Consider the following 16,985-nt stretch of genomic DNA (forward strand, 5'->3'; position numbering starts at 1 on the left):
CTCTGGGAGTAAAGACCGCGCACTCCAACCCTGCCACCAATAAGCCACGACACGGTCACATGCCGCTTTGCCCGCGCGCGCCGGACCGCTAGTCTTGGACAACTTGAACGAGGATTGGCAATGACCGACGGTTTTTCCCAACGCACCCCGCAGCAGGCCCTGGCAGCCCTGCTAGAGCGTTTCACCCCGCAACGCCTGCTGCTGGTCGGCACGCGCTTTCCAGCCCTGGACGCCTTTGCCCAGGCGCACCCACAGGTGACCATCGCCAGCGCTGCACCGGGCCCGCTGCCAGCCGAACTGGCAGCCCAGCGTTTCGACCTGGCGGTGCTGGTCGACTGCCTGGAGCACCTGCCCAAGCGCGCCGGCCTGGAACTGCTCGGCGGCATCCGCAACCTCAATGCCAGCCGTGTCGCGGTGCTGGCCGACCTGGGTGCCTGCGGCTGGCAGGACACCGACTTCTTCGCCCTGGCGCTGTCGGCCAGCGAGAAATTTCGCCGTGACCAGCAGGTGCTGAGCCTGTTCACCTATGATCTACATGATTACAAACAGGTCCCCGACTGGCTGAACGCCAGGTTCTGGGCCAACCCTGAAAACTTCGGCAAGTACTGGTGGTGATGATGAGTGTCTCGGTCTGCCCTTGTGGCAGTGGCAACCTGCTCGATGCCTGCTGCGGGCACTACCATGCCGGCACCCCGGCACCGGATGCCCAGGCATTGATGCGCTCACGCTACAGTGCTTATGTGCTGGGCCTGATGGACTACCTGGTGGCCACCACCCTGCCGGCCCAGCAAGCCGGTCTTGATCGTGCCGCCATGGCTGCCTGGAGCGCCCAGAGCACCTGGCTGGGCCTGGAGGTGGAAAAGGCGGAAGTGCTGGGCGGCCAGCCGGAGCATGGCTTTGTCACCTTCAGCGCACGCTGGCACGATCAGGACGGCGACCATCAGCACCGCGAACGCTCGGCGTTCGTCCAGCATGATGGGCGCTGGTACTTCATTGACCCAACAGTCGGCCTGAAGGCGGGGCGCAACGACCCTTGCCCCTGCGCCAGCGGGCAGAAGTTCAAGAAATGCTGCGCCAGTTACGTGGGTAGCTGAGCATGATCGCCCGCGCCCGGTCGCTGCTGCTGGCTACGCTGATCGCCTGGCTGGCGCTGCTGGCGGGGTGTGTCAGCTGGGGGGGCGACGACTGGCGCGAGCCCGAGGTGCACCTGGTCGAGGTGGAAACGGTCAAGGCGAGGTTGCTGGAGCAGGAGTTCGTGTTGCACCTGAGGGTCGACAACCCCAACGACAGCCGCCTGTTCATCCGCAACCTGGCCTACGCGATACGCCTCAACGACCTGCTGCTGGTGGAGGATGAAGCCAGCATCTGGCGCAGCGTGGGCGGGCACGCCCGGCGCACCTTCAAGATCACCGCGCGGACCAACCTGTGGCGGCAGCTCAAACCCCTGGCCAAGCTGCTCAAAAGCGGGCAACCGCTGCATTACACCCTGCAGGGCGAGCTGGCGACCGGGTTGATCGTGCATCGGGACCTGCACTTGTCGCGCAGTGGTGAGATAATCCCCGGCGATCTCAACCCGGAGTAACCCTGCAATGTCCCAGCAACCTCACGTCCATGGCCCTGACTGCAACCACGATCACGACCATGATCACCACCAGGATCATGGCCATGTACACGGCCCGCACTGCAACCACGGCCACCAGGAGCCGGTACGCAACGCCCTGAAGGACGTTGGCCGGAACGACCCGTGCCCGTGCGGCAGCGAGAAGAAATTCAAGAAGTGCCACGGCGCCTGAGCCGATCGCCACGCGCCTAGCGTCAACAGGCGAGGCCTGGCCAGCTAGTTGGCCGCGGCAGGCCCTGGTACCTTGCGCTGCAGCAACCCGGCGGTTGCCACCAGCAGCACGATGCACAGGGCCATGCAAATGGCATTGGTGCCGCTCCAGCCGGCGGTACCCAGCAGCAGCGACGGGCTGAACGCGCCAACCGTCGCGAGTACCGCAATCGCCAGGTCGTTCTTGCCCTGCATCTGCATGGCTGCCGGGCTGTTCTGCAGCGCTTGCGCCAGCAAGGCCCCGCCGCCCACATAGGTCAGGTTCCAGCCCAGGCCAAGGGCTATCAACGACAACGTCATCATCGCGTAGCTGTGCGACCACATGTTCATGGCCGTACAGGCGATCAACAGCCCCAGGCCAGCGCAGATAGTAGTCCTGATGCCAAGGCGCTGGATGATGGCGCCGGTGAAGAACGACGGGGCAAACATGGCAATCACGTGCCACTGGATGGCCAGGCGCACATCGGAAAAGTCTTCATGCATGTGTTTCATGTGCATCGAGGCCTGGATCATCAACAAATTCATGATTCCATACCCCAGCGCGGCAACCGCCATGGCCACGGCTACGACCGGGCTAAGCCTCTGCGCGGCCGCGTCCGTCGTGTTTACCGTGCGCTGCTGGCTCGCCGTCGCAGTATCGCCAGGCAGGCAGGCCGCGATCAGCAAGGCCATTACCGCCAAGCCGACAAAGGCGGCGTAACACAGCGAAAACAGCGGATACCCGCCTACCTCGCGCAGCCACTCGGTCAGCGCCGGCCCGACCACGGCAGCGATCACCCCGCCGGCCACCACCAGCGAAAGCGCCCTGGGTTTCAGGCTCTGGGGCAGGTTGTCGGTCGCCGCGAAACGGTTGAAGTTGGCAAACGCGATATAGACACCCAGCGCCGAATGGCTGAGGACCAAGGTCGGAAAGTGCTGGTATTGCACTGCCAGGTACCCGCTGACGCCCGACAGCGCCAGCGGTATCGAACCCAGCATGAATGCCTTTTTTCGGCCAATGCGGCCCATCAGCCGGGACACCGGGTACGTCGCCAGCATCAGGCACAGGAACTGGAAGCCGTAAGGCACCGTGGACCAGGTGGCAGCGGGCGCCAGCGCTGCCCCGACGATCGCGGCCATGGTGACGGACATGACGGCCGTGGTCAGGTTGATCGACTGCGCGGTGAAATACAGGTAGGTGCGCCGCGGTAGGGTGCTGGTCATGGCGTGTGCTCACGGTGGTTCGAAGGGTTTTGGCATCGCGAAAAAGTGCCTACTGGCGCATGGTCGCATCAGCCGCGCGGGCTAGCTCGAACAGTCGACGAGGTTTTGGCTTAACTGTTAGGCTGGTTTTTCTAACAGTCGCGGACTCGCCATGCCTACGCCCAGCCTTCATGAGCAGTTGAAACAACGCCTCGACGCCGGCGAATGGCTGCCCGGGCAGCGTATGCCGTCCATTCGCAAGCTGACCGCAGCGATCGGCTGCAGCTATCACGATGTTGTGTCTGGCTACGCCCGGTTGGTCGGCGAAGGGTTGCTGACGGCCGTGCCTGGCCGTGGCTACTTCGTGGCCAGCCACCCACGGCAGCACGGGCCGGTGGATGCCCCCAGCGGCATGGCTGGCGACCCGCTGTTCAAGCTGCTGCAGGGTGGCCAGCACTACACCAAGCTGGGCAGCGGCTGGCTGCCACCCGCCTGGCGAGACACCGAACTGCTGGCCAAGGCGATCCGGCGCACGGCGCGCCTGGAGCAGAGCTCGCTGGCTGAATACGGCGACATCCAGGGCTACCTGCCCATGCGCAACCAGCTGTGCGTGCACCTCGCACGCCTGACCCGTATCGACGCGCGGCCGCACCAGCTGCTGACCACGCTGGGCGCCACGCAGGCACTGGACCTGGTCGCACGGCTGCTGATCACGCCAGGCGACCATGTGTTCGTCGACGAGCCTGGCAATGGCAACCTGATCAAGCTGGTCCAGCTGGCCGGTGGCCAGGTGGTCGGGGTGCGGCGCAACCAGGATGGTCCGGACGTGGATGAGATGAAAAAGCACCTGGCCACGCACAAGGTCAAGGCGTTCTTCTGCAACAGCACCTTCCACAACCCGACCGGCGGCAATATCACCCCGCACAATGCCTTCAGCGTGTTGCGCCTGGCGGTGGAGCACGACTTCCACGTGGTTGAAGATGATGTGTACGGCGACTTCAGCCCCGGCGTTCGCCAGACCCTGGCGGAACTGGACAACCTGGAACGGGTCATCTACATCGGCAGCTTCTCCAAGTGCCTGTCGGCATCATTGCGGGTGGGCTACATCGCCTGCCCGGCGGCCCTGATCGAGCCGCTGACACGCTTGAAGCTGCTGACCTGCGTGGCCGTCCCGGCGTTTTGCGAGCGCTTCGTCAACACCATCCTGGCCGATGGTACCTATGCCCGGCACATGAATGACGTGCAGCAGCGCCTGATCCGCCAGCAGGCGCAAACCCAGCGTTTGTTGCTGGCGCGTGGCTGGCAGTTCGACATAACCCCGCAAGGCGGCATGTTCCTGTGGGTCCATCACCCCGATCTGGCAGACCTGCAACCTTTCATGCACAAGCTGGAACAGCATAAAGTGCTGCTGATGCCAGGCTCGGCGTTTGCGGTCGGGCGTGACTACAAACGCTTTGCGCGCATCAACTGCACACACTTTTCCGACGCCGTGGCCGAGCATTTCAAGGTTCCGCCAGGCATCGGTAAATAAAGCGCCGAGTGACCTTGCACGGCGACTGCGCGCTTACTACCTTAGCGCCTTTAAAACCTTGCCACGCCTTGCAGGAGCCCTTGTCATGGCCGCCCCCGCCTTTCCTCCCTTCCGCCTGCGGTTCGCAACCGCCGCCACGCTGCTCGGCACGCTCGGGCTGGCCGGCTGCCAGACGGGCGGCTACCAGGACAGCGTGCCACCGACCAGCGGCATGCAACCGCTCAAAGGCCTGGCACAGAACGTTTCGGTACGCCGCAACGCCATGGGTGCACCGCTGATCGAAAGCAGCAGCTTCCATGACGCACTGTTCAGCCTGGGCTATGTGCACGCCGGCGATCGCATCGAACAGATGGTCGCCATGCGCCTGCTTGCCCAAGGCCGCCTGGCCGAGCTGGCCGGCAGCGAAGCACTGGACATCGACCGCCTGATGCGCGCGGCCAACCTCAAGCAGAGCGCCGCCCAGCAATACGCCGACGCATCGCCACGGCTAAAACGCTTCTTCGAAGTGTATGCGCGCGGGGTCAACGCCTACCTGTTCCGCTACCGCGACAAACTGCCCGCCAGCCTGGCCAGCAGTGGCTACCGCCCCGAATACTGGAAGCCAGAAGACTCGGCGCTGATCTTCAGCCTGTATGCCTTCAGCCAGTCGGTGAACCTGCAGGAAGAGCTAAGCGCCCTGACCCTGGCGCAGAAAACCGGCAGCGACAAGCTGGCCTGGCTGCTGCCGGGGGCCCCGGACGAACCGTTGGCCGAAAGCGAGGTGGACAAGCTCAAGGGCCTGAACCTGGCCAGCCAGTTGCCGGGGCTGCCGGCCCTGGCGGCTGCCAGCCGGAAGCTCGCCGAGCTCGACCTGCTCGGCAGCCCGGGCTCGGCCAACCTGGCCCTGGCCCCGCAGCGCAGCCGCAGCGGCAAGAGCCTGCTGGCCAGCGATAGCCGTGCCGCCTGGGCCCTCAGCCCGGTACAGATCCACACCGGCAAGTACCAGGTTGCCGGCCTGTCGCTGCCTGGCCTGCCGATCGTGCTGGCCGGCTATAACGGCAAGCTGGCCTGGAGCAGCAGTGCAGTCATGGCCGACAACCAGGACCTGTACCTGGAGCAGCTGCGCCGCCAGGGCACCCAACTGAGCTACCTGGCCGACGGCAAGTGGCTGCCGGCCCGGGCCCGCAGCGAAACCTTCCTGGTGCGCGGCCAGCGACCGCTGCGCGAAGTGATGTACGACACCCGCCATGGCACCCTGCTGGCCCAGCCCGACAACGCCAGCCTGGGGCTGGCACTGAACCTGCCGCAGTTCAAGGGCGACCGCAGCCTGTATGCGCTGTTCGACCTGACCCGCGCCAAGAACGTGGAACGTGCCTTCGACAGTACCCGCGAAGTCACCGCCGTCGCCCTCAATTTCGTTTTCGCCGAGCCTGAGCACATCGGCTGGCAAGTCAGCGGCCGCTACCCCAACCGCCGCGAAGGCCAAGGCCTGCTGCCCTCGCCAGGCTGGGACGGGCGCTACGACTGGGACGGCTATGCCGACCCGATGCTGCACCCCTACGACCAGGACCCGCCTGCCGGCTGGCTCGGCCACGCCAACCAGCGCAGCCTGCCACGCGGCTATGGCATGCAGCTGTCCAGCAGCTGGTACTACCCCGAGCGCGCCGAGCGCCTGGGCCAGCTGGCCGGCAATGGCCGCCACGATAGCCGCAGCCTGATGGCCCTGCAGAATGACCAGGTCACCCTGATGGCCGACAAGCTCAAGCAGATGTTCGACGCCCCGGGGATGGCACAGCCGCTGAAACAGGCGATCGATGCCCTGCCCGCCGCACAGCGCGACAAGGCCCGCGACACCCTGGCCCGGCTCAAGGCGTTCGATGGCCGCCTGAGCCCGGTGTCGGCAGATGCCGCGCTGTACGAGCTGTTCCTTCAGGAAATGGCTCGGCAGACGTTCCTTGACGAGCTGGGCCCGGAGTCCGGCCCGGCCTGGCAAGCCTTCGTCAGCAATGCGCGGTTGTCATTCTCGGCCCAGGCCGATCACCTGCTGGGCCGCGACGACAGCCCGTTCTGGGATGACCGCAACACCCCACAGAAGGAAGACAAGCCGGCCATCCTCGCCCGCAGCCTGGCAGCGGCAGTGGATGCCGGCACCGCGCAACTGGGCGCTGACCGCCGCGCCTGGCAGTGGGGCAAGCTGCACCAGTACCGCTGGCCGGCACCGGCCTACCATGGCTTGGGCGACCCGCTCGGCCGCTCGCCCATGGCCGCAGGTGGCGATTTCACGACCCTCGCCTTGACGCCTTACGCCTGGGGCAACGATTTCGATACCCGCCTGCCGGCCTCGGCGCGGATGATCGTCGACTTCGGTCAGGCCGAACCCTTGCAGGTGCTGACCAGCACCGGGCAATCCGGCAACCCGGCCAGCGCGCATTACAGCGACGGGCTGGATGCCTGGCTCAAAGGGCGCTTCATGAGCCTGCCGCTGCAACCGCAGAACTTCGGGCGGGCGTATGGCAACCAGCGGCTGACGTTGGTGCCTGGAAAATAAGCGTGATCGCCCGTATCGGGGCCGCTTTACGGCCCCGGTCATTTCCGGTCGAACTTCCCATGTCTGCCATGGCTCCTAACTGGTAACGCCAAACCAGTGCCCGTGCCATGGACCTCGTCATTGCCCGCCCCGAAGGCCTGTACTGCCCGCCCGGTGATTTCTACATCGACCCCTGGCGGCCGGTCGAGCGTGCCGTCATCACCCACGGCCACGGCGACCACGCCCGTACCGGCAACGCCCATTACCTGACTGCCGCACCGGGCGCCGGCATCCTGCGCAGCCGCCTGGGCCAGGACATCGACCTGCAGACCCTGCCCTACGGCGAGCGTTTGCTGCACCACGGGGTAACCCTGAGCCTGCACCCTGCCGGCCATGTGCTGGGTTCGGCGCAGGTGCGCCTGGAGTATCAGGGCGAAGTCTGGGTGGCCTCCGGCGACTACAAGGTGGAGCCCGATGGCACCTGCACCCCCTTCGAACCGGTGCCCTGCCACACCTTCATCACCGAATCGACCTTCGGCCTGCCGATCTACCGCTGGCCCAGCCAGGGTGAAATATTTGCCGGCATCAATGCCTGGTGGCGGGCCAACTGCGAACTGGGCAAGGCCAGCGTGCTGTTCTGCTACGCCTTCGGCAAGGCCCAGCGAATTCTGCACGGGCTGGACGCCAGCATCGGCCCGATCCTCGGGCATGGCGCCGTCGAGCCGCTGAACCGGGTGTACCGGGAGGCCGGCGTGCACCTGCCGGAAACCCGCTACGCCGGTGACATCCCGCGCAACGACCCAACGCTGCGCCAGGCCCTGGTGCTGGCGCCGCCATCGGCCGGCGGCAGCAGCTGGATGCGCCGTTTTGGCGACTACAGCGACGCGTTCGCCAGCGGCTGGATGCTGCTGCGTGGCACGCGCCGGCGGCGCGGCGTCGACCGCGGCTTCGTGCTCTCGGACCATGCCGACTGGCCAGGGTTGCTCTGGGCCATCGCCCAGACCGGTGCAGAACGGGTGATGGTCACCCACGGCTCGGTCAACGTGCTGGTTCGCTACCTCAACGAACAAGGCCTGGACGCCCGTGCTTTCGTCACCGAGTACGGCGAGGAAGACGACGCGACCAGCGCGGAGCCAGACGCATGAAGGCCTTCGCCGAGCTGTATCTGCGGCTGGATGCGACCACCTCGAGCAATGCCAAGCTCGAAGCCCTGCGCGACTACTTTGCAAGCGCCCCCGCCGACGATGCGGCCTGGGCGGTGTACTTCCTGGCGGGCGGCCGCCCCCGCCAATTGGTGCCAACCCGTGTGTTGCGGGAGCTGGCCACCGCCCTGGCAGGGTTGCCTGACTGGCTGTTCGAAGAGAGCTACCAGTCCGTTGGCGACCTGGCCGAAACCATCTCGCTGCTATTGCCGCAGAGCCCTCAGCAGAGCGCCGATGGCCTTGCGTACTGGGTTGAAGCCCATTTGCTGCCGTTGCGCGGGCTGCCCCCGGAACAGATACAGCAACGCCTGCCGCCTTTGTGGGCGCAGCTGGACCGCCCCAGCCTGATGCTGTGCCTGAAGCTGATCACCGGCAGCTTGCGCGTCGGTGTATCGAAGCTGCTGGTCACCCGCGCCCTGGCGCAACTGGCGGGCCTGGATGCCAAACGGGTGGCCCAGCGCCTGGTCGGGTATACCGACATCAGCCACCGCCCCACTGCGGCCAGCTACCAGCAACTGGTCGCCCCGGAGTCTGCCGATGAACATCGCCAGCGTGGCGGCCAGCCGTACCCGTTTTTCCTCGCCCACCCGCTGCAAGCGCCAACCGAGCAGTTCGATGCACTGCTCGGCCCGCCAGGCGACTGGCAGATCGAGTGGAAGTGGGACGGCATTCGCGCCCAGGTGGTCAAGCGCGAGGGCCAGCTCTGGGTGTGGTCGCGCGGCGAAGAGCTGGTCACCGACCGCTTCCCCGAATTGCACAGCCTGGCGCAGACGTTGCCTGATGGCGTGGTGCTCGACGGCGAGATTCTGGTATGGAAGCCGGGCGCTACCGCTGCTGACCTGGCTGTACAGCCGTTTGCCCTGTTGCAACAACGTATCGGGCGCAAGACGCTGGGCAAGAAGCTGCTGGGGGATGCGCCTGTAGTGCTGCAGGCCTACGACCTGCTGGAGTGGCAAGGCGAAGACTGGCGCAGCCGGCCACAGTACCAACGCCGCCGTCAGCTGGAGCTGTTGCTGGAGCACTATCCGTTGGCCCCGGTGCTGCTATCACCCCTGCTCGAAGGCCCGGACTGGGCCGACCTCGCCCGCCAGCGCGAGCGGTCCCGCAGCCTGGGTGTCGAGGGCTTCATGCTCAAGCAACGCGAGGCCCTGTATGGCGTGGGGCGCACCAAGGATATGGGCACCTGGTGGAAATGGAAAATCGACCCGTTCAGCGTCGATGCCGTGCTGATCTATGCCCAGCGCGGCCATGGCCGGCGGGCAAGCCTTTACAGCGACTACACGTTTGCCGTGTGGGACGCTCCGGCTGGCACCCCGGGGCGAGCGCTGGTGCCTTTTGCCAAGGCCTACTCCGGGCTTACCGATGAAGAGATGCGCAAGGTCGACGCCATCATCCGCAAGACCACCGTGGAAACCTTCGGCCCGGTACGCAGCGTAACGCCAACACTGGTGTTCGAACTGGGTTTCGAAGGCATAGCCCTGTCCAGGCGCCACAAGAGCGGCATCGCCGTGCGCTTCCCACGCATGTTGCGCTGGCGGCTGGACAAACCGGTGGATGAGGCCGATGACCTGGCGACCTTGCAGGCGCTGCTGGCCTGAGACAAATGTGCGACCTGCAGGCTTCAAGCAGATACCGGAAGAGGCGCAGCAGCAGAATTTATGCTTCTATCTTTGTGCCGACCCGTGTCGCAGACCGTTTTCGCCACGTAGCCAGGACTACCATGCACCATTCGACCCACGACCTGCTCTCACCCGTTCCGGGCATTACCCGCCAATTGCACAGTTTCCACTTCGGCCCCCGCGGGGGCGGCAAGGTCTATATCCAGGCCTCGCTGCATGCCGACGAGCTGCCCGGCATGTTGGTGGCCTGGCACCTCAAGCGGCGCTTGGTAGAGCTGGAACAGCAAGGCCGCCTGCGGCGCGAGATCATTCTGGTGCCGGTGGCCAACCCTGTCGGCCTGGAGCAGGTGCTGCTGGATGCGCCACTGGGGCGTTTCGAATTGCAGAGTGGGGAGAACTTCAACCGCAACTTCGTCGACCTGTCGGACAGCATCGGCGACCAGGTCGAAGAACACCTGACCCTGGACCCGGTACACAACACCGCACTGATCCGTGAATACCTGCGCCGGGGGCTTGATGCACATCCCGCGCGCACGCCGCTGCAGGCGCAGCGCCTGATCCTGCAGCGGCTGGCCTGCGATGCCGACCTGGTGCTGGACCTGCACTGTGACTTCGAGGCCGTGGAGCACCTGTACACCACGCCCGAAGCCTGGCCGCAGATCGAGCCACTGGCCCGCTACCTGGGCGCCCGGGCCAGCCTGCTGGCGACCGACTCGGGCGGGCAGTCGTTCGATGAGTGCTTCAGCCTGGTCTGGTGGCAGTTGCAACAACGTTTCGGCAAGCGCTATCCGATCCCGCAGGGTTGCTGCTCGGTCACCGTCGAGCTGCGTGGCCAGGCGGACGTCAGCCACGCGCTGGCCAGCAAGGACAGCCAGGCGATCCTGGATTTCCTGACGCATGCCGGGGTCATCGAGGGTGCCAGCGCTGCCCTGCCCGCCTTGCTCAACCCCGCCACGCCGCTGGCTGCGGTTGAACCTGTGGCAACGCCGCTGGGCGGCTTGCTGGTGTATCACGCCAAACCCGGGCAGCACCTTGAGGCCGGGCAGTTGATCGCCGAGGTGATCGACCCGCTCAGCGACCGGGTGACCGCCATACGCAACAGTCAACCGGGCCTGTTGTATGCACGCAGCGTAAGGCGCATGGCCACTGCGGGCATGGTCGTCGCCCATGTGGCTGGCCAACAGGTATGCCGCAGCGGCTACCTGCTGGCCAACTGATCCGGTAAAACCATTGCACCTGGCGGGCGGTCTGTAGAAGCACAGCCTTCGAAGGACCACCAGCCCCATGCCCGCCGCTACCAACCTTGCCGATGCCTGGTTCGCCCAACGCGGCTGGACGCCGTTCGCTTTCCAGCGGCGGGTCTGGGCGGCTGTCGAGCGGGGTGAGTCCGGCCTGCTGCATGCCAGTACCGGCGCGGGCAAGACCTACGCGGTCTGGCTCGCCGCACTGCGTGCATTCAAGGCCCAGCCTCAAGGCCGTCAGCCGGCGCCCTTGCAGGTGGTGTGGGTGACGCCCATGCGCGCCCTTGCCGCAGACACCGCCCGGGCACTGCAGGCACCCCTGGATGAACTGGGTTTGCCGTGGAGCGTGGGCGTGCGCAGCGGCGATACCGGCAGCGCCGAACGTGCCCGCCAAGCGCGTCGCCTGCCCAGCGTGCTGGTGACAACTCCCGAGAGCCTGACCTTGCTGCTGACCCGGGCACAGGCCAGCGAAGACTTCGCCAGCGTGCGCCTGGTGGTCGTGGACGAATGGCACGAACTGTTGGGCAACAAACGTGGGGTGCAACTGCAACTGGCGTTGGCCAGGCTGCGTCGCTGGCACCCTGGCTTACCCACCTGGGGCCTGTCTGCCACGCTGGGTAACCTGCAGCACGCCCTGGACGTTCTGCTGCCCCAAGGCGGCTTGCTGGTGCAGGGCAGGCAGGACAAGGCCCTGCAGGTCGATACCCTGCTGCCAGCGGCGATCGAGCGCTTCCCCTGGGCCGGGCACATGGGCCTGAAAATGCTCGACCAGGTCAGCCGGGAGATCGATGCCAGTGCCAGCTGCCTGGTCTTTACCAATACCCGCGCCCAGGCCGAACTCTGGTACCAGGCCCTGCTGGACGCACGCCCGGACTGGGCCGGCCTGATTGCCCTGCACCATGCCTCGCTGGCCCGCGATACCCGTGACTGGGTCGAGCGCAGCCTCAAGCAAGGCGCCCTCAAGGCGGTGGTCTGCACCTCCAGCCTGGACCTGGGGGTAGATTTTCTGCCGGTGGAACGCGTGCTGCAAATCGGCTCCGCCAAGGGTATCGCCCGCCTGATGCAGCGCGCCGGGCGCTCTGGTCATGCCCCCGGACGGCGCTCGCGACTGACCCTGGTGCCCACCCATAGCCTGGAACTGGTGGAAGCTGCGGCGGCCCGCCAGGCATTGGCCGCGGGGCATATCGAGGCGCGCTTCTCGCCGCGGCTGTGCATGGACGTGCTGGTGCAGCACCTGGTCACCATGGCCTTGGGCAGCGGCTTTCGCGCCGACCAGTTGCTGGCCGAAGTACGCAGCACCTGGGCCTTTGACGAACTGCGCGACAGCCAGTGGCAGTGGGCACTGGACTTTGTCTGCCACGGCGGTAGCTCGCTCACCGCCTACCCGGACTACCAGCGCGTCGAGCGCGACGCCGACGGGGTTTATCGGGTTGCCAGCGAACGCCTGGCGCGACGCCACCGCATGAGCATCGGCACCATCGTCAGCGACGCCAACCTGCAACTGAAATACTGGAGCAAAGGCGGTGGCGGCAAGACATTGGGCAGTGTCGAAGAAGCCTTCATCGCTCGCCTGCGGCCGGGCGATACCCTGGTCTTTGCCGGGCGGGTGCTGGAGCTGGTCCGCGTCGAAAACATGACCGCCTATGTGCGCCGCAGCACCGCGCGCAAGGCTGCGCTGGCGCGCTGGAACGGCGGGCGCATGCCGCTTTCCAGCGAACTGGCCGATGCGCTGGTCGAACAGCTCGACGCTGCCGCTCATCAGCATTTCGAAGGGCCCGAAATGCGGTCGGTGCGCCCGTTGCTGGAACTGCAGGCGCAATGGTCGGCGCTGCCCACCACCCGCACGCTGCTGGCAGAAACCTTCAAGTCACGCCAGGGCTGGCACCTGTTCCTGTACCCGTTCGCCGGGCGCATGGCCAACCTGGGCCTGGCCAACCTGATTGCTTGGCGGGTCAGCCGGGACCAGCCGCTGTCGGTATCGATTGCCGTCAACGACTATGGTTTCGAACTGCTCAGCCCGGGCAACGTGGACTGGGCGACGCATTTGCCTCGGGCGCTCGGTACCGATCATCTGCTGGAGGATGTGCTGGCCAGCCTGAATGCAGGCGAAATGGCGCTGCGGCGCTTTCGCGAAATCGCCCAGATTGCCGGGCTGGTGTTTGGTGGTTACCCGGCGGCGCAGAAGAGTACACGGCAGATCCAGGCCTCCAGCGGGTTGTTCTATGAGGTGTTCCGCAAGCACGATGCGGGGAACCTGCTACTGGGCCAGGCTAGCGATGAAGTGCTCAGGGAGGAGCTGGAAATCGACCGGCTGCATCGGCAACTGGTGAAAATGGAGGGCCTGCGCCTGGACCTGCAGGCATTGAAGCGCCTGGGGCCGCTGGCGTTTGCCTTGCTGGTGGAGGGGATGCGCGAAACCCTGAGCACCGAGAAGCTGGCCGACCGTATTGCGCGAATGGTGGCGGATCTGGAACGCGCGGCGGGTGGGCAGTGAACAACCATCAGCCGATCGATTTGTGCGGTCAGGTACTATGGCTGCTGCCCGACAAGGCCATTTACTGGCCGGCCCGCCGGGCCTTGCTGGTGGCCGATGTGCATATCGGCAAGGCCGCCAGTTACCGTGCCCTGCATCAACCGGTACCGCGCGGGACCACCGATGCGACGCTGGCCCGCCTGGATGCCTTGCTGGCAGCGCATGATTGCGAGCGTCTGGTCGTGCTTGGCGATTTTCTGCACGCACGTACGGCCCGGGCACCCGCAACACTGGCCAGGCTGCAAGCATGGCGCGAGCGCCATGCAGGCCTGGAAATTGTACTGATACGGGGCAATCACGACCGCAACGCCGGCGACCCACCGGCCGCGCTCGATATCCGGGTCGTCGACGAGCCATGGGTACTGGCGCCTTTCGCGTTGCAGCACGAACCCAAGCCGCACCCGGCCTACCCGGTGCTTGCGGGCCACGTGCATCCGGTGTTCGTCCTGCGCGGCAGGGCACGCCAGCGCTTGCGCCTGCCGTGCTTCCTGATCGATCAGCAAGTCAGCCTGCTGCCCGCATTCGGTGAGTTCACCGGCGGGTGGGAAATTGCACCGGCCAGCGCCAGCAAGGTTTATCTGGCTGGCGCAGACCGCGTGTGGCCGCTGCTATAGCAGCGCAGGCTCAGGCAACAGGTGCGGGAGGTGGCTCATCAGGCAGGGTCGGCTCGCCCGGCTCCATGGGTGGTGTTTCACCAGGTTGCGGTGGTTGCGGGGTATCGGGACCAGGCTGGTGGGGCACGCCCCCCGCCTGCAGCGGCAGCGGATGCGCCAGCAGTGACCACGGCAGCACCCCTACATGGTTGGGCTGCAAGCCGGCCAGCTTCGCACTGATCGCGGGATGGAGTTTCATTGGCACCTCCTGACAACAGCCGATGGGCGTCATGCACATCGGCACGGTTATCCGTTGGAGTGCCAAAGGCGCGTGAAATTCCGCGCGCCCGTCGGCTCAGGTGCGCGGCAGGGTGACGCCGCGCTGGCCCTGGTACTTGCCGCCACGGTCCTTGTACGAGACTTCACATTCTTCGTCGGACTGCAGGAAGAGCATCTGCGCCACGCCTTCGTTGGCGTAGATCTTCGCCGGCAGCGTGGTGGTGTTGGAGAACTCCAGCGTCACGTGGCCTTCCCACTCGGGCTCGAGCGGGGTGACGTTGACGATGATGCCGCAGCGGGCGTAGGTGCTCTTGCCCAGGCAGATGGTCAGCACGTCACGTGGAATGCGGAAGTACTCGACGGTGCGCGCCAGGGCAAACGAGTTCGGCGGGATGATGCACACGTCACTCTTGATGTCGACGAAGCTGCCGGCATCGAAGTTCTTGGGGTCGACGGTGGCCGAGTTGATGTTGGTGAACACTTTGAATTCGTCGGCGCAGCGCACGTCGTAGCCATAGCTGGAGACGCCGAAGGAGATCACCCGGCTGTCCTGCTCGCCGCGCACCTGGCGCTCGACGAACGGTTCGATCATGCCGTGTTCCTGCGCCATGCGGCGAATCCACTTGTCCGATTTGATGCTCATGGCGGGGTGTCCTGAAGAGTTGCGAGGTGAAAATGGTGACGCGCATCTTACCGGTCCCGGCGCCCGCTTCAAAGTTTCATCCTGCATTAGGGCTACAATCCCCGCCCGACGGGGCTTGCAGCCGCCGTCGATCCGATTTTGCGTAAAGCGGCCTCTGGCCATTGGCAGGTTGCGGAAAGTGGGGTAAGGTGTCGCCACTGTGCTGCACGTGACACCGAGAATCTCTAGTTTGATGCACGATCAAGATCGCACCATCGCTGAATTTTCTGCTCTCTTTGCGCTCAGTCCCGGGAAGGGTTTTTCCTGACCGTAATTAAATTGTCCAAGGAGACAGAAAAATGTCCAACCGTCAAAACGGTACCGTTAAGTGGTTCAACGATGAGAAAGGCTACGGCTTCATCACCCCTCAGTCGGGCGACGACCTGTTCGTGCACTTCAAAGCCATCCAAGCTGACGGCTTCAAAACCCTGAAAGAAGGCCAGGCTGTTACTTTCGTCGCTACCCGCGGCCAGAAAGGCATGCAGGCTGAAGAAGTTCAGATCGCCTAAGTCGATCTAGCTTCCTAGCTTTCAAAAAAACCCGCCTTCTGGCGGGTTTTTTTATGCCTGGCTGAAAGACCGGGTCGCCTGCTTCGCGGGCTTGCCCGCTCCCGCTGCGGGAGCAGGCGACTCGGTCTCAGGTCAATCTTCGCTGATGGTGATGCTCGGCATGGCAGGTGCTGCTGCTTCCTGCAGCACGATCCGGGCGCCCACCTGGCGCGCCAGTTCCTGGTAGACCATGGCAATCTGGCTTTCCGGCTCGGCAATCGCCGTTGGCTTGCCACTGTCGGCCTGCTCGCGGATCAACATCGACAACGGCAGTGACGCCAGCAGGTCGACGCCGTACTGGCTCGCCAGCTTCTCCCCACCACCCTCACCAAACAGATGCTCGGCATGGCCGCAGTTCGAGCAGATATGCACGGCCATGTTCTCGACCACGCCCAGCACCGGGATATTGACCTTGCGGAACATCTCCACGCCTTTTTTGGCATCCAGCAGCGCCAGGTCCTGTGGCGTGGTGACGATCACCGAGCCGGCCACCGGCACCTTCTGTGCCAGGGTCAGCTGAATGTCACCGGTGCCCGGCGGCATGTCGATCACCAGGTAGTCCAGGTCATCCCAGGCAGTCTGGGTCACCAGTTGCAGCAATGCACCGGAAACCATCGGGCCACGCCAGACCATAGGCGTGTTGTCGTCGGTAAGGAACGCCATGGACATCACTTCGACGCCATGGGCCTTGATCGGCACAAACCACTTCTGCTCGCGAATCTGCGGGCGAGTGCCCTCGGCGATACCGAACATCACGCCCTGGCTAGGGCCGTAGATATCGGCATCGAGGATACCGACCCGTGCACCTTCGCGGGCCAGGGCCAGGGCCAGGTTGGCTGCGGTGGTCGACTTGCCCACACCGCCCTTGCTCGAGGCCACGGCGATGATGTTCTTGACGTTGGCCATGGCCGGCACCTGGGCCTGGGCCTTGTGCGCAGCCACGACGCAGTCGATCGACACCTGGGCGCCGCTGACGCCGTCAAGGTTGCCGATAGCGGTCTGCAGCACCTGGGCCCAGCCGTTCTTGAACAGCCCTGCGGCATACCCCAGCTGCAACTGCACGCTGACCTGCCCACCCTGGATATCGATGGCGCGCACGCAACCGGCGCTGACCGGGTCCTGGTTCAGGTAGGGGTCGGTGTACTGGCGAAGCACGCCTTCGACGGCGGCACGGGTGACGGCACTCATGGACACTCCCATTGGCAAACTGAATATAAAACAGGCGCCTATCCTAACCC

The 16,985-nt window shown here is 65.2% G+C and carries 16 protein-coding genes; 12 read left to right on the plus strand and 4 right to left on the minus strand.

Going from position 1 to position 16,985, the window contains the following annotated elements; translation table 11 throughout:
• Positions 1–120: 120 nt before the first annotated feature.
• From AC5O5I_RS22395 to AC5O5I_RS22410, 4 genes are read left to right on the plus strand one after another with little or no spacing between them, the layout of a single operon-like run.
• Positions 121–615 carry a DUF6231 family protein gene (locus tag AC5O5I_RS22395; protein ID WP_172229216.1) on the plus strand — a complete coding sequence of 165 codons (495 nt, stop codon included), beginning with the start codon at positions 121–123 and terminating at the stop codon, positions 613–615.
• A 2-nt stretch (positions 616–617) separates the two neighbouring features.
• Complete coding sequence (locus tag AC5O5I_RS22400; protein ID WP_172229214.1) at positions 618–1,094, plus strand: YchJ family protein; 477 nt, start codon at positions 618–620, stop codon at positions 1,092–1,094.
• Between the two features lie 2 nt (positions 1,095–1,096).
• A complete protein-coding gene (locus tag AC5O5I_RS22405; RefSeq protein ID WP_172229212.1) occupies positions 1,097–1,582 on the plus strand; it encodes an LEA/WHy family protein in 486 nt (161 codons plus the stop codon).
• Between the two features lie 7 nt (positions 1,583–1,589).
• Positions 1,590–1,793, plus strand: coding sequence for an SEC-C metal-binding domain-containing protein (locus AC5O5I_RS22410; protein WP_172229210.1), 204 nt, complete (start codon positions 1,590–1,592; stop codon positions 1,791–1,793).
• A 44-nt stretch (positions 1,794–1,837) separates the two neighbouring features.
• Here the strand turns inward: AC5O5I_RS22410 and AC5O5I_RS22415 are convergent, their stop codons facing one another.
• A complete protein-coding gene (locus tag AC5O5I_RS22415) occupies positions 1,838–3,034 on the minus strand; it encodes an MFS transporter (protein WP_494511589.1) in 1,197 nt (398 codons plus the stop codon).
• 151 nt (positions 3,035–3,185) lie between these two features.
• Between AC5O5I_RS22415 and AC5O5I_RS22420 the strand changes: the two genes are divergently transcribed.
• The 7 genes from AC5O5I_RS22420 to pdeM all read left to right on the plus strand — a co-directional run bounded on the left by AC5O5I_RS22420 (position 3,186) and on the right by pdeM (position 14,259).
• Positions 3,186–4,544 (plus strand): aminotransferase-like domain-containing protein, encoded by a 1,359-nt coding sequence (locus AC5O5I_RS22420; protein WP_494511590.1) that lies wholly within the window; start codon positions 3,186–3,188, stop codon positions 4,542–4,544.
• An 85-nt stretch (positions 4,545–4,629) separates the two neighbouring features.
• Positions 4,630–7,071 (plus strand): penicillin acylase family protein, encoded by a 2,442-nt coding sequence (locus tag AC5O5I_RS22425; protein WP_494511591.1) that lies wholly within the window; start codon positions 4,630–4,632, stop codon positions 7,069–7,071.
• A gap of 107 nt (positions 7,072–7,178) precedes the next feature.
• A complete protein-coding gene (locus AC5O5I_RS22430; RefSeq protein ID WP_494511592.1) occupies positions 7,179–8,195 on the plus strand; it encodes a ligase-associated DNA damage response exonuclease in 1,017 nt (338 codons plus the stop codon).
• The gene (locus AC5O5I_RS22435; RefSeq protein ID WP_494511593.1) at positions 8,192–9,850 is read left to right on the plus strand and encodes an ATP-dependent DNA ligase; all 1,659 of its coding nucleotides are present in this window, start codon (positions 8,192–8,194) and stop codon (positions 9,848–9,850) included. Before AC5O5I_RS22430 ends, AC5O5I_RS22435 begins: the two co-directional genes overlap by 4 nt.
• A 122-nt stretch (positions 9,851–9,972) precedes the next feature.
• Positions 9,973–11,088: a succinylglutamate desuccinylase/aspartoacylase family protein gene (locus tag AC5O5I_RS22440; RefSeq protein WP_494511594.1), complete on the plus strand. Its 1,116-nt coding sequence runs from the start codon at positions 9,973–9,975 to the stop codon at positions 11,086–11,088.
• A 67-nt stretch (positions 11,089–11,155) separates the two neighbouring features.
• Positions 11,156–13,606, plus strand: coding sequence for a ligase-associated DNA damage response DEXH box helicase (locus AC5O5I_RS22445; protein ID WP_494511595.1), 2,451 nt, complete (start codon positions 11,156–11,158; stop codon positions 13,604–13,606).
• Positions 13,603–14,259 (plus strand): ligase-associated DNA damage response endonuclease PdeM, encoded by a 657-nt coding sequence (pdeM, locus tag AC5O5I_RS22450; protein WP_494511596.1) that lies wholly within the window; start codon positions 13,603–13,605, stop codon positions 14,257–14,259. The genes AC5O5I_RS22445 and pdeM overlap by 4 nt, the downstream gene beginning before the upstream one ends.
• A gap of 10 nt (positions 14,260–14,269) precedes the next feature.
• Here pdeM and AC5O5I_RS22455 read toward each other — a convergent pair whose 3' ends face one another.
• Together AC5O5I_RS22455 and dcd are read right to left on the minus strand one after the other, a co-directional pair.
• A complete protein-coding gene (locus AC5O5I_RS22455) occupies positions 14,270–14,497 on the minus strand; it encodes a hypothetical protein (RefSeq protein ID WP_172227896.1) in 228 nt (75 codons plus the stop codon).
• A 96-nt stretch (positions 14,498–14,593) separates the two neighbouring features.
• On the minus strand, positions 14,594–15,160 hold the full coding sequence (gene dcd, locus AC5O5I_RS22460) for a dCTP deaminase (protein WP_003258001.1): 567 nt from the start codon (positions 15,158–15,160) through the stop codon (positions 14,594–14,596).
• A 338-nt stretch (positions 15,161–15,498) separates the two neighbouring features.
• On the opposite strand from dcd, the gene AC5O5I_RS22465 reads away from it, so the two are divergent.
• Positions 15,499–15,708: a cold-shock protein gene (locus AC5O5I_RS22465; RefSeq protein WP_012273869.1), complete on the plus strand. Its 210-nt coding sequence runs from the start codon at positions 15,499–15,501 to the stop codon at positions 15,706–15,708.
• A gap of 132 nt (positions 15,709–15,840) precedes the next feature.
• Here AC5O5I_RS22465 and apbC read toward each other — a convergent pair whose 3' ends face one another.
• A complete protein-coding gene (apbC, locus tag AC5O5I_RS22470) occupies positions 15,841–16,935 on the minus strand; it encodes an iron-sulfur cluster carrier protein ApbC (protein WP_494511597.1) in 1,095 nt (364 codons plus the stop codon).
• Positions 16,936–16,985 lie beyond the last annotated feature (50 nt).

Source organism: Pseudomonas sp. 9_2_1 (genome assembly GCF_059295275.1).

Excerpts from the sequence above, each read along its gene's own strand:
- AC5O5I_RS22395 (WP_172229216.1), top strand. The coding sequence starts at position 121 with ATGACCGACGGTTTTTCCCAACGCACCCCGCAGCAGGCCCTGGCAGCC.
- AC5O5I_RS22400 (WP_172229214.1), top strand. The coding sequence starts at position 618 with ATGAGTGTCTCGGTCTGCCCTTGTGGCAGTGGCAACCTGCTCGATGCC.
- AC5O5I_RS22405 (WP_172229212.1), top strand. The coding sequence starts at position 1,097 with ATGATCGCCCGCGCCCGGTCGCTGCTGCTGGCTACGCTGATCGCCTGG.
- AC5O5I_RS22410 (WP_172229210.1), top strand. The coding sequence starts at position 1,590 with ATGTCCCAGCAACCTCACGTCCATGGCCCTGACTGCAACCACGATCAC.
- AC5O5I_RS22415 (WP_494511589.1), bottom strand. The coding sequence starts at position 3,034 with ATGACCAGCACCCTACCGCGGCGCACCTACCTGTATTTCACCGCGCAG.
- AC5O5I_RS22420 (WP_494511590.1), top strand. The coding sequence starts at position 3,186 with ATGCCTACGCCCAGCCTTCATGAGCAGTTGAAACAACGCCTCGACGCC.
- AC5O5I_RS22425 (WP_494511591.1), top strand. The coding sequence starts at position 4,630 with ATGGCCGCCCCCGCCTTTCCTCCCTTCCGCCTGCGGTTCGCAACCGCC.
- AC5O5I_RS22430 (WP_494511592.1), top strand. The coding sequence starts at position 7,179 with ATGGACCTCGTCATTGCCCGCCCCGAAGGCCTGTACTGCCCGCCCGGT.
- AC5O5I_RS22435 (WP_494511593.1), top strand. The coding sequence starts at position 8,192 with ATGAAGGCCTTCGCCGAGCTGTATCTGCGGCTGGATGCGACCACCTCG.
- AC5O5I_RS22440 (WP_494511594.1), top strand. The coding sequence starts at position 9,973 with ATGCACCATTCGACCCACGACCTGCTCTCACCCGTTCCGGGCATTACC.
- AC5O5I_RS22445 (WP_494511595.1), top strand. The coding sequence starts at position 11,156 with ATGCCCGCCGCTACCAACCTTGCCGATGCCTGGTTCGCCCAACGCGGC.
- AC5O5I_RS22455 (WP_172227896.1), bottom strand. The coding sequence starts at position 14,497 with ATGAAACTCCATCCCGCGATCAGTGCGAAGCTGGCCGGCTTGCAGCCC.
- dcd (WP_003258001.1), bottom strand. The coding sequence starts at position 15,160 with ATGAGCATCAAATCGGACAAGTGGATTCGCCGCATGGCGCAGGAACAC.
- AC5O5I_RS22465 (WP_012273869.1), top strand. The coding sequence starts at position 15,499 with ATGTCCAACCGTCAAAACGGTACCGTTAAGTGGTTCAACGATGAGAAA.
- apbC (WP_494511597.1), bottom strand. The coding sequence starts at position 16,935 with ATGAGTGCCGTCACCCGTGCCGCCGTCGAAGGCGTGCTTCGCCAGTAC.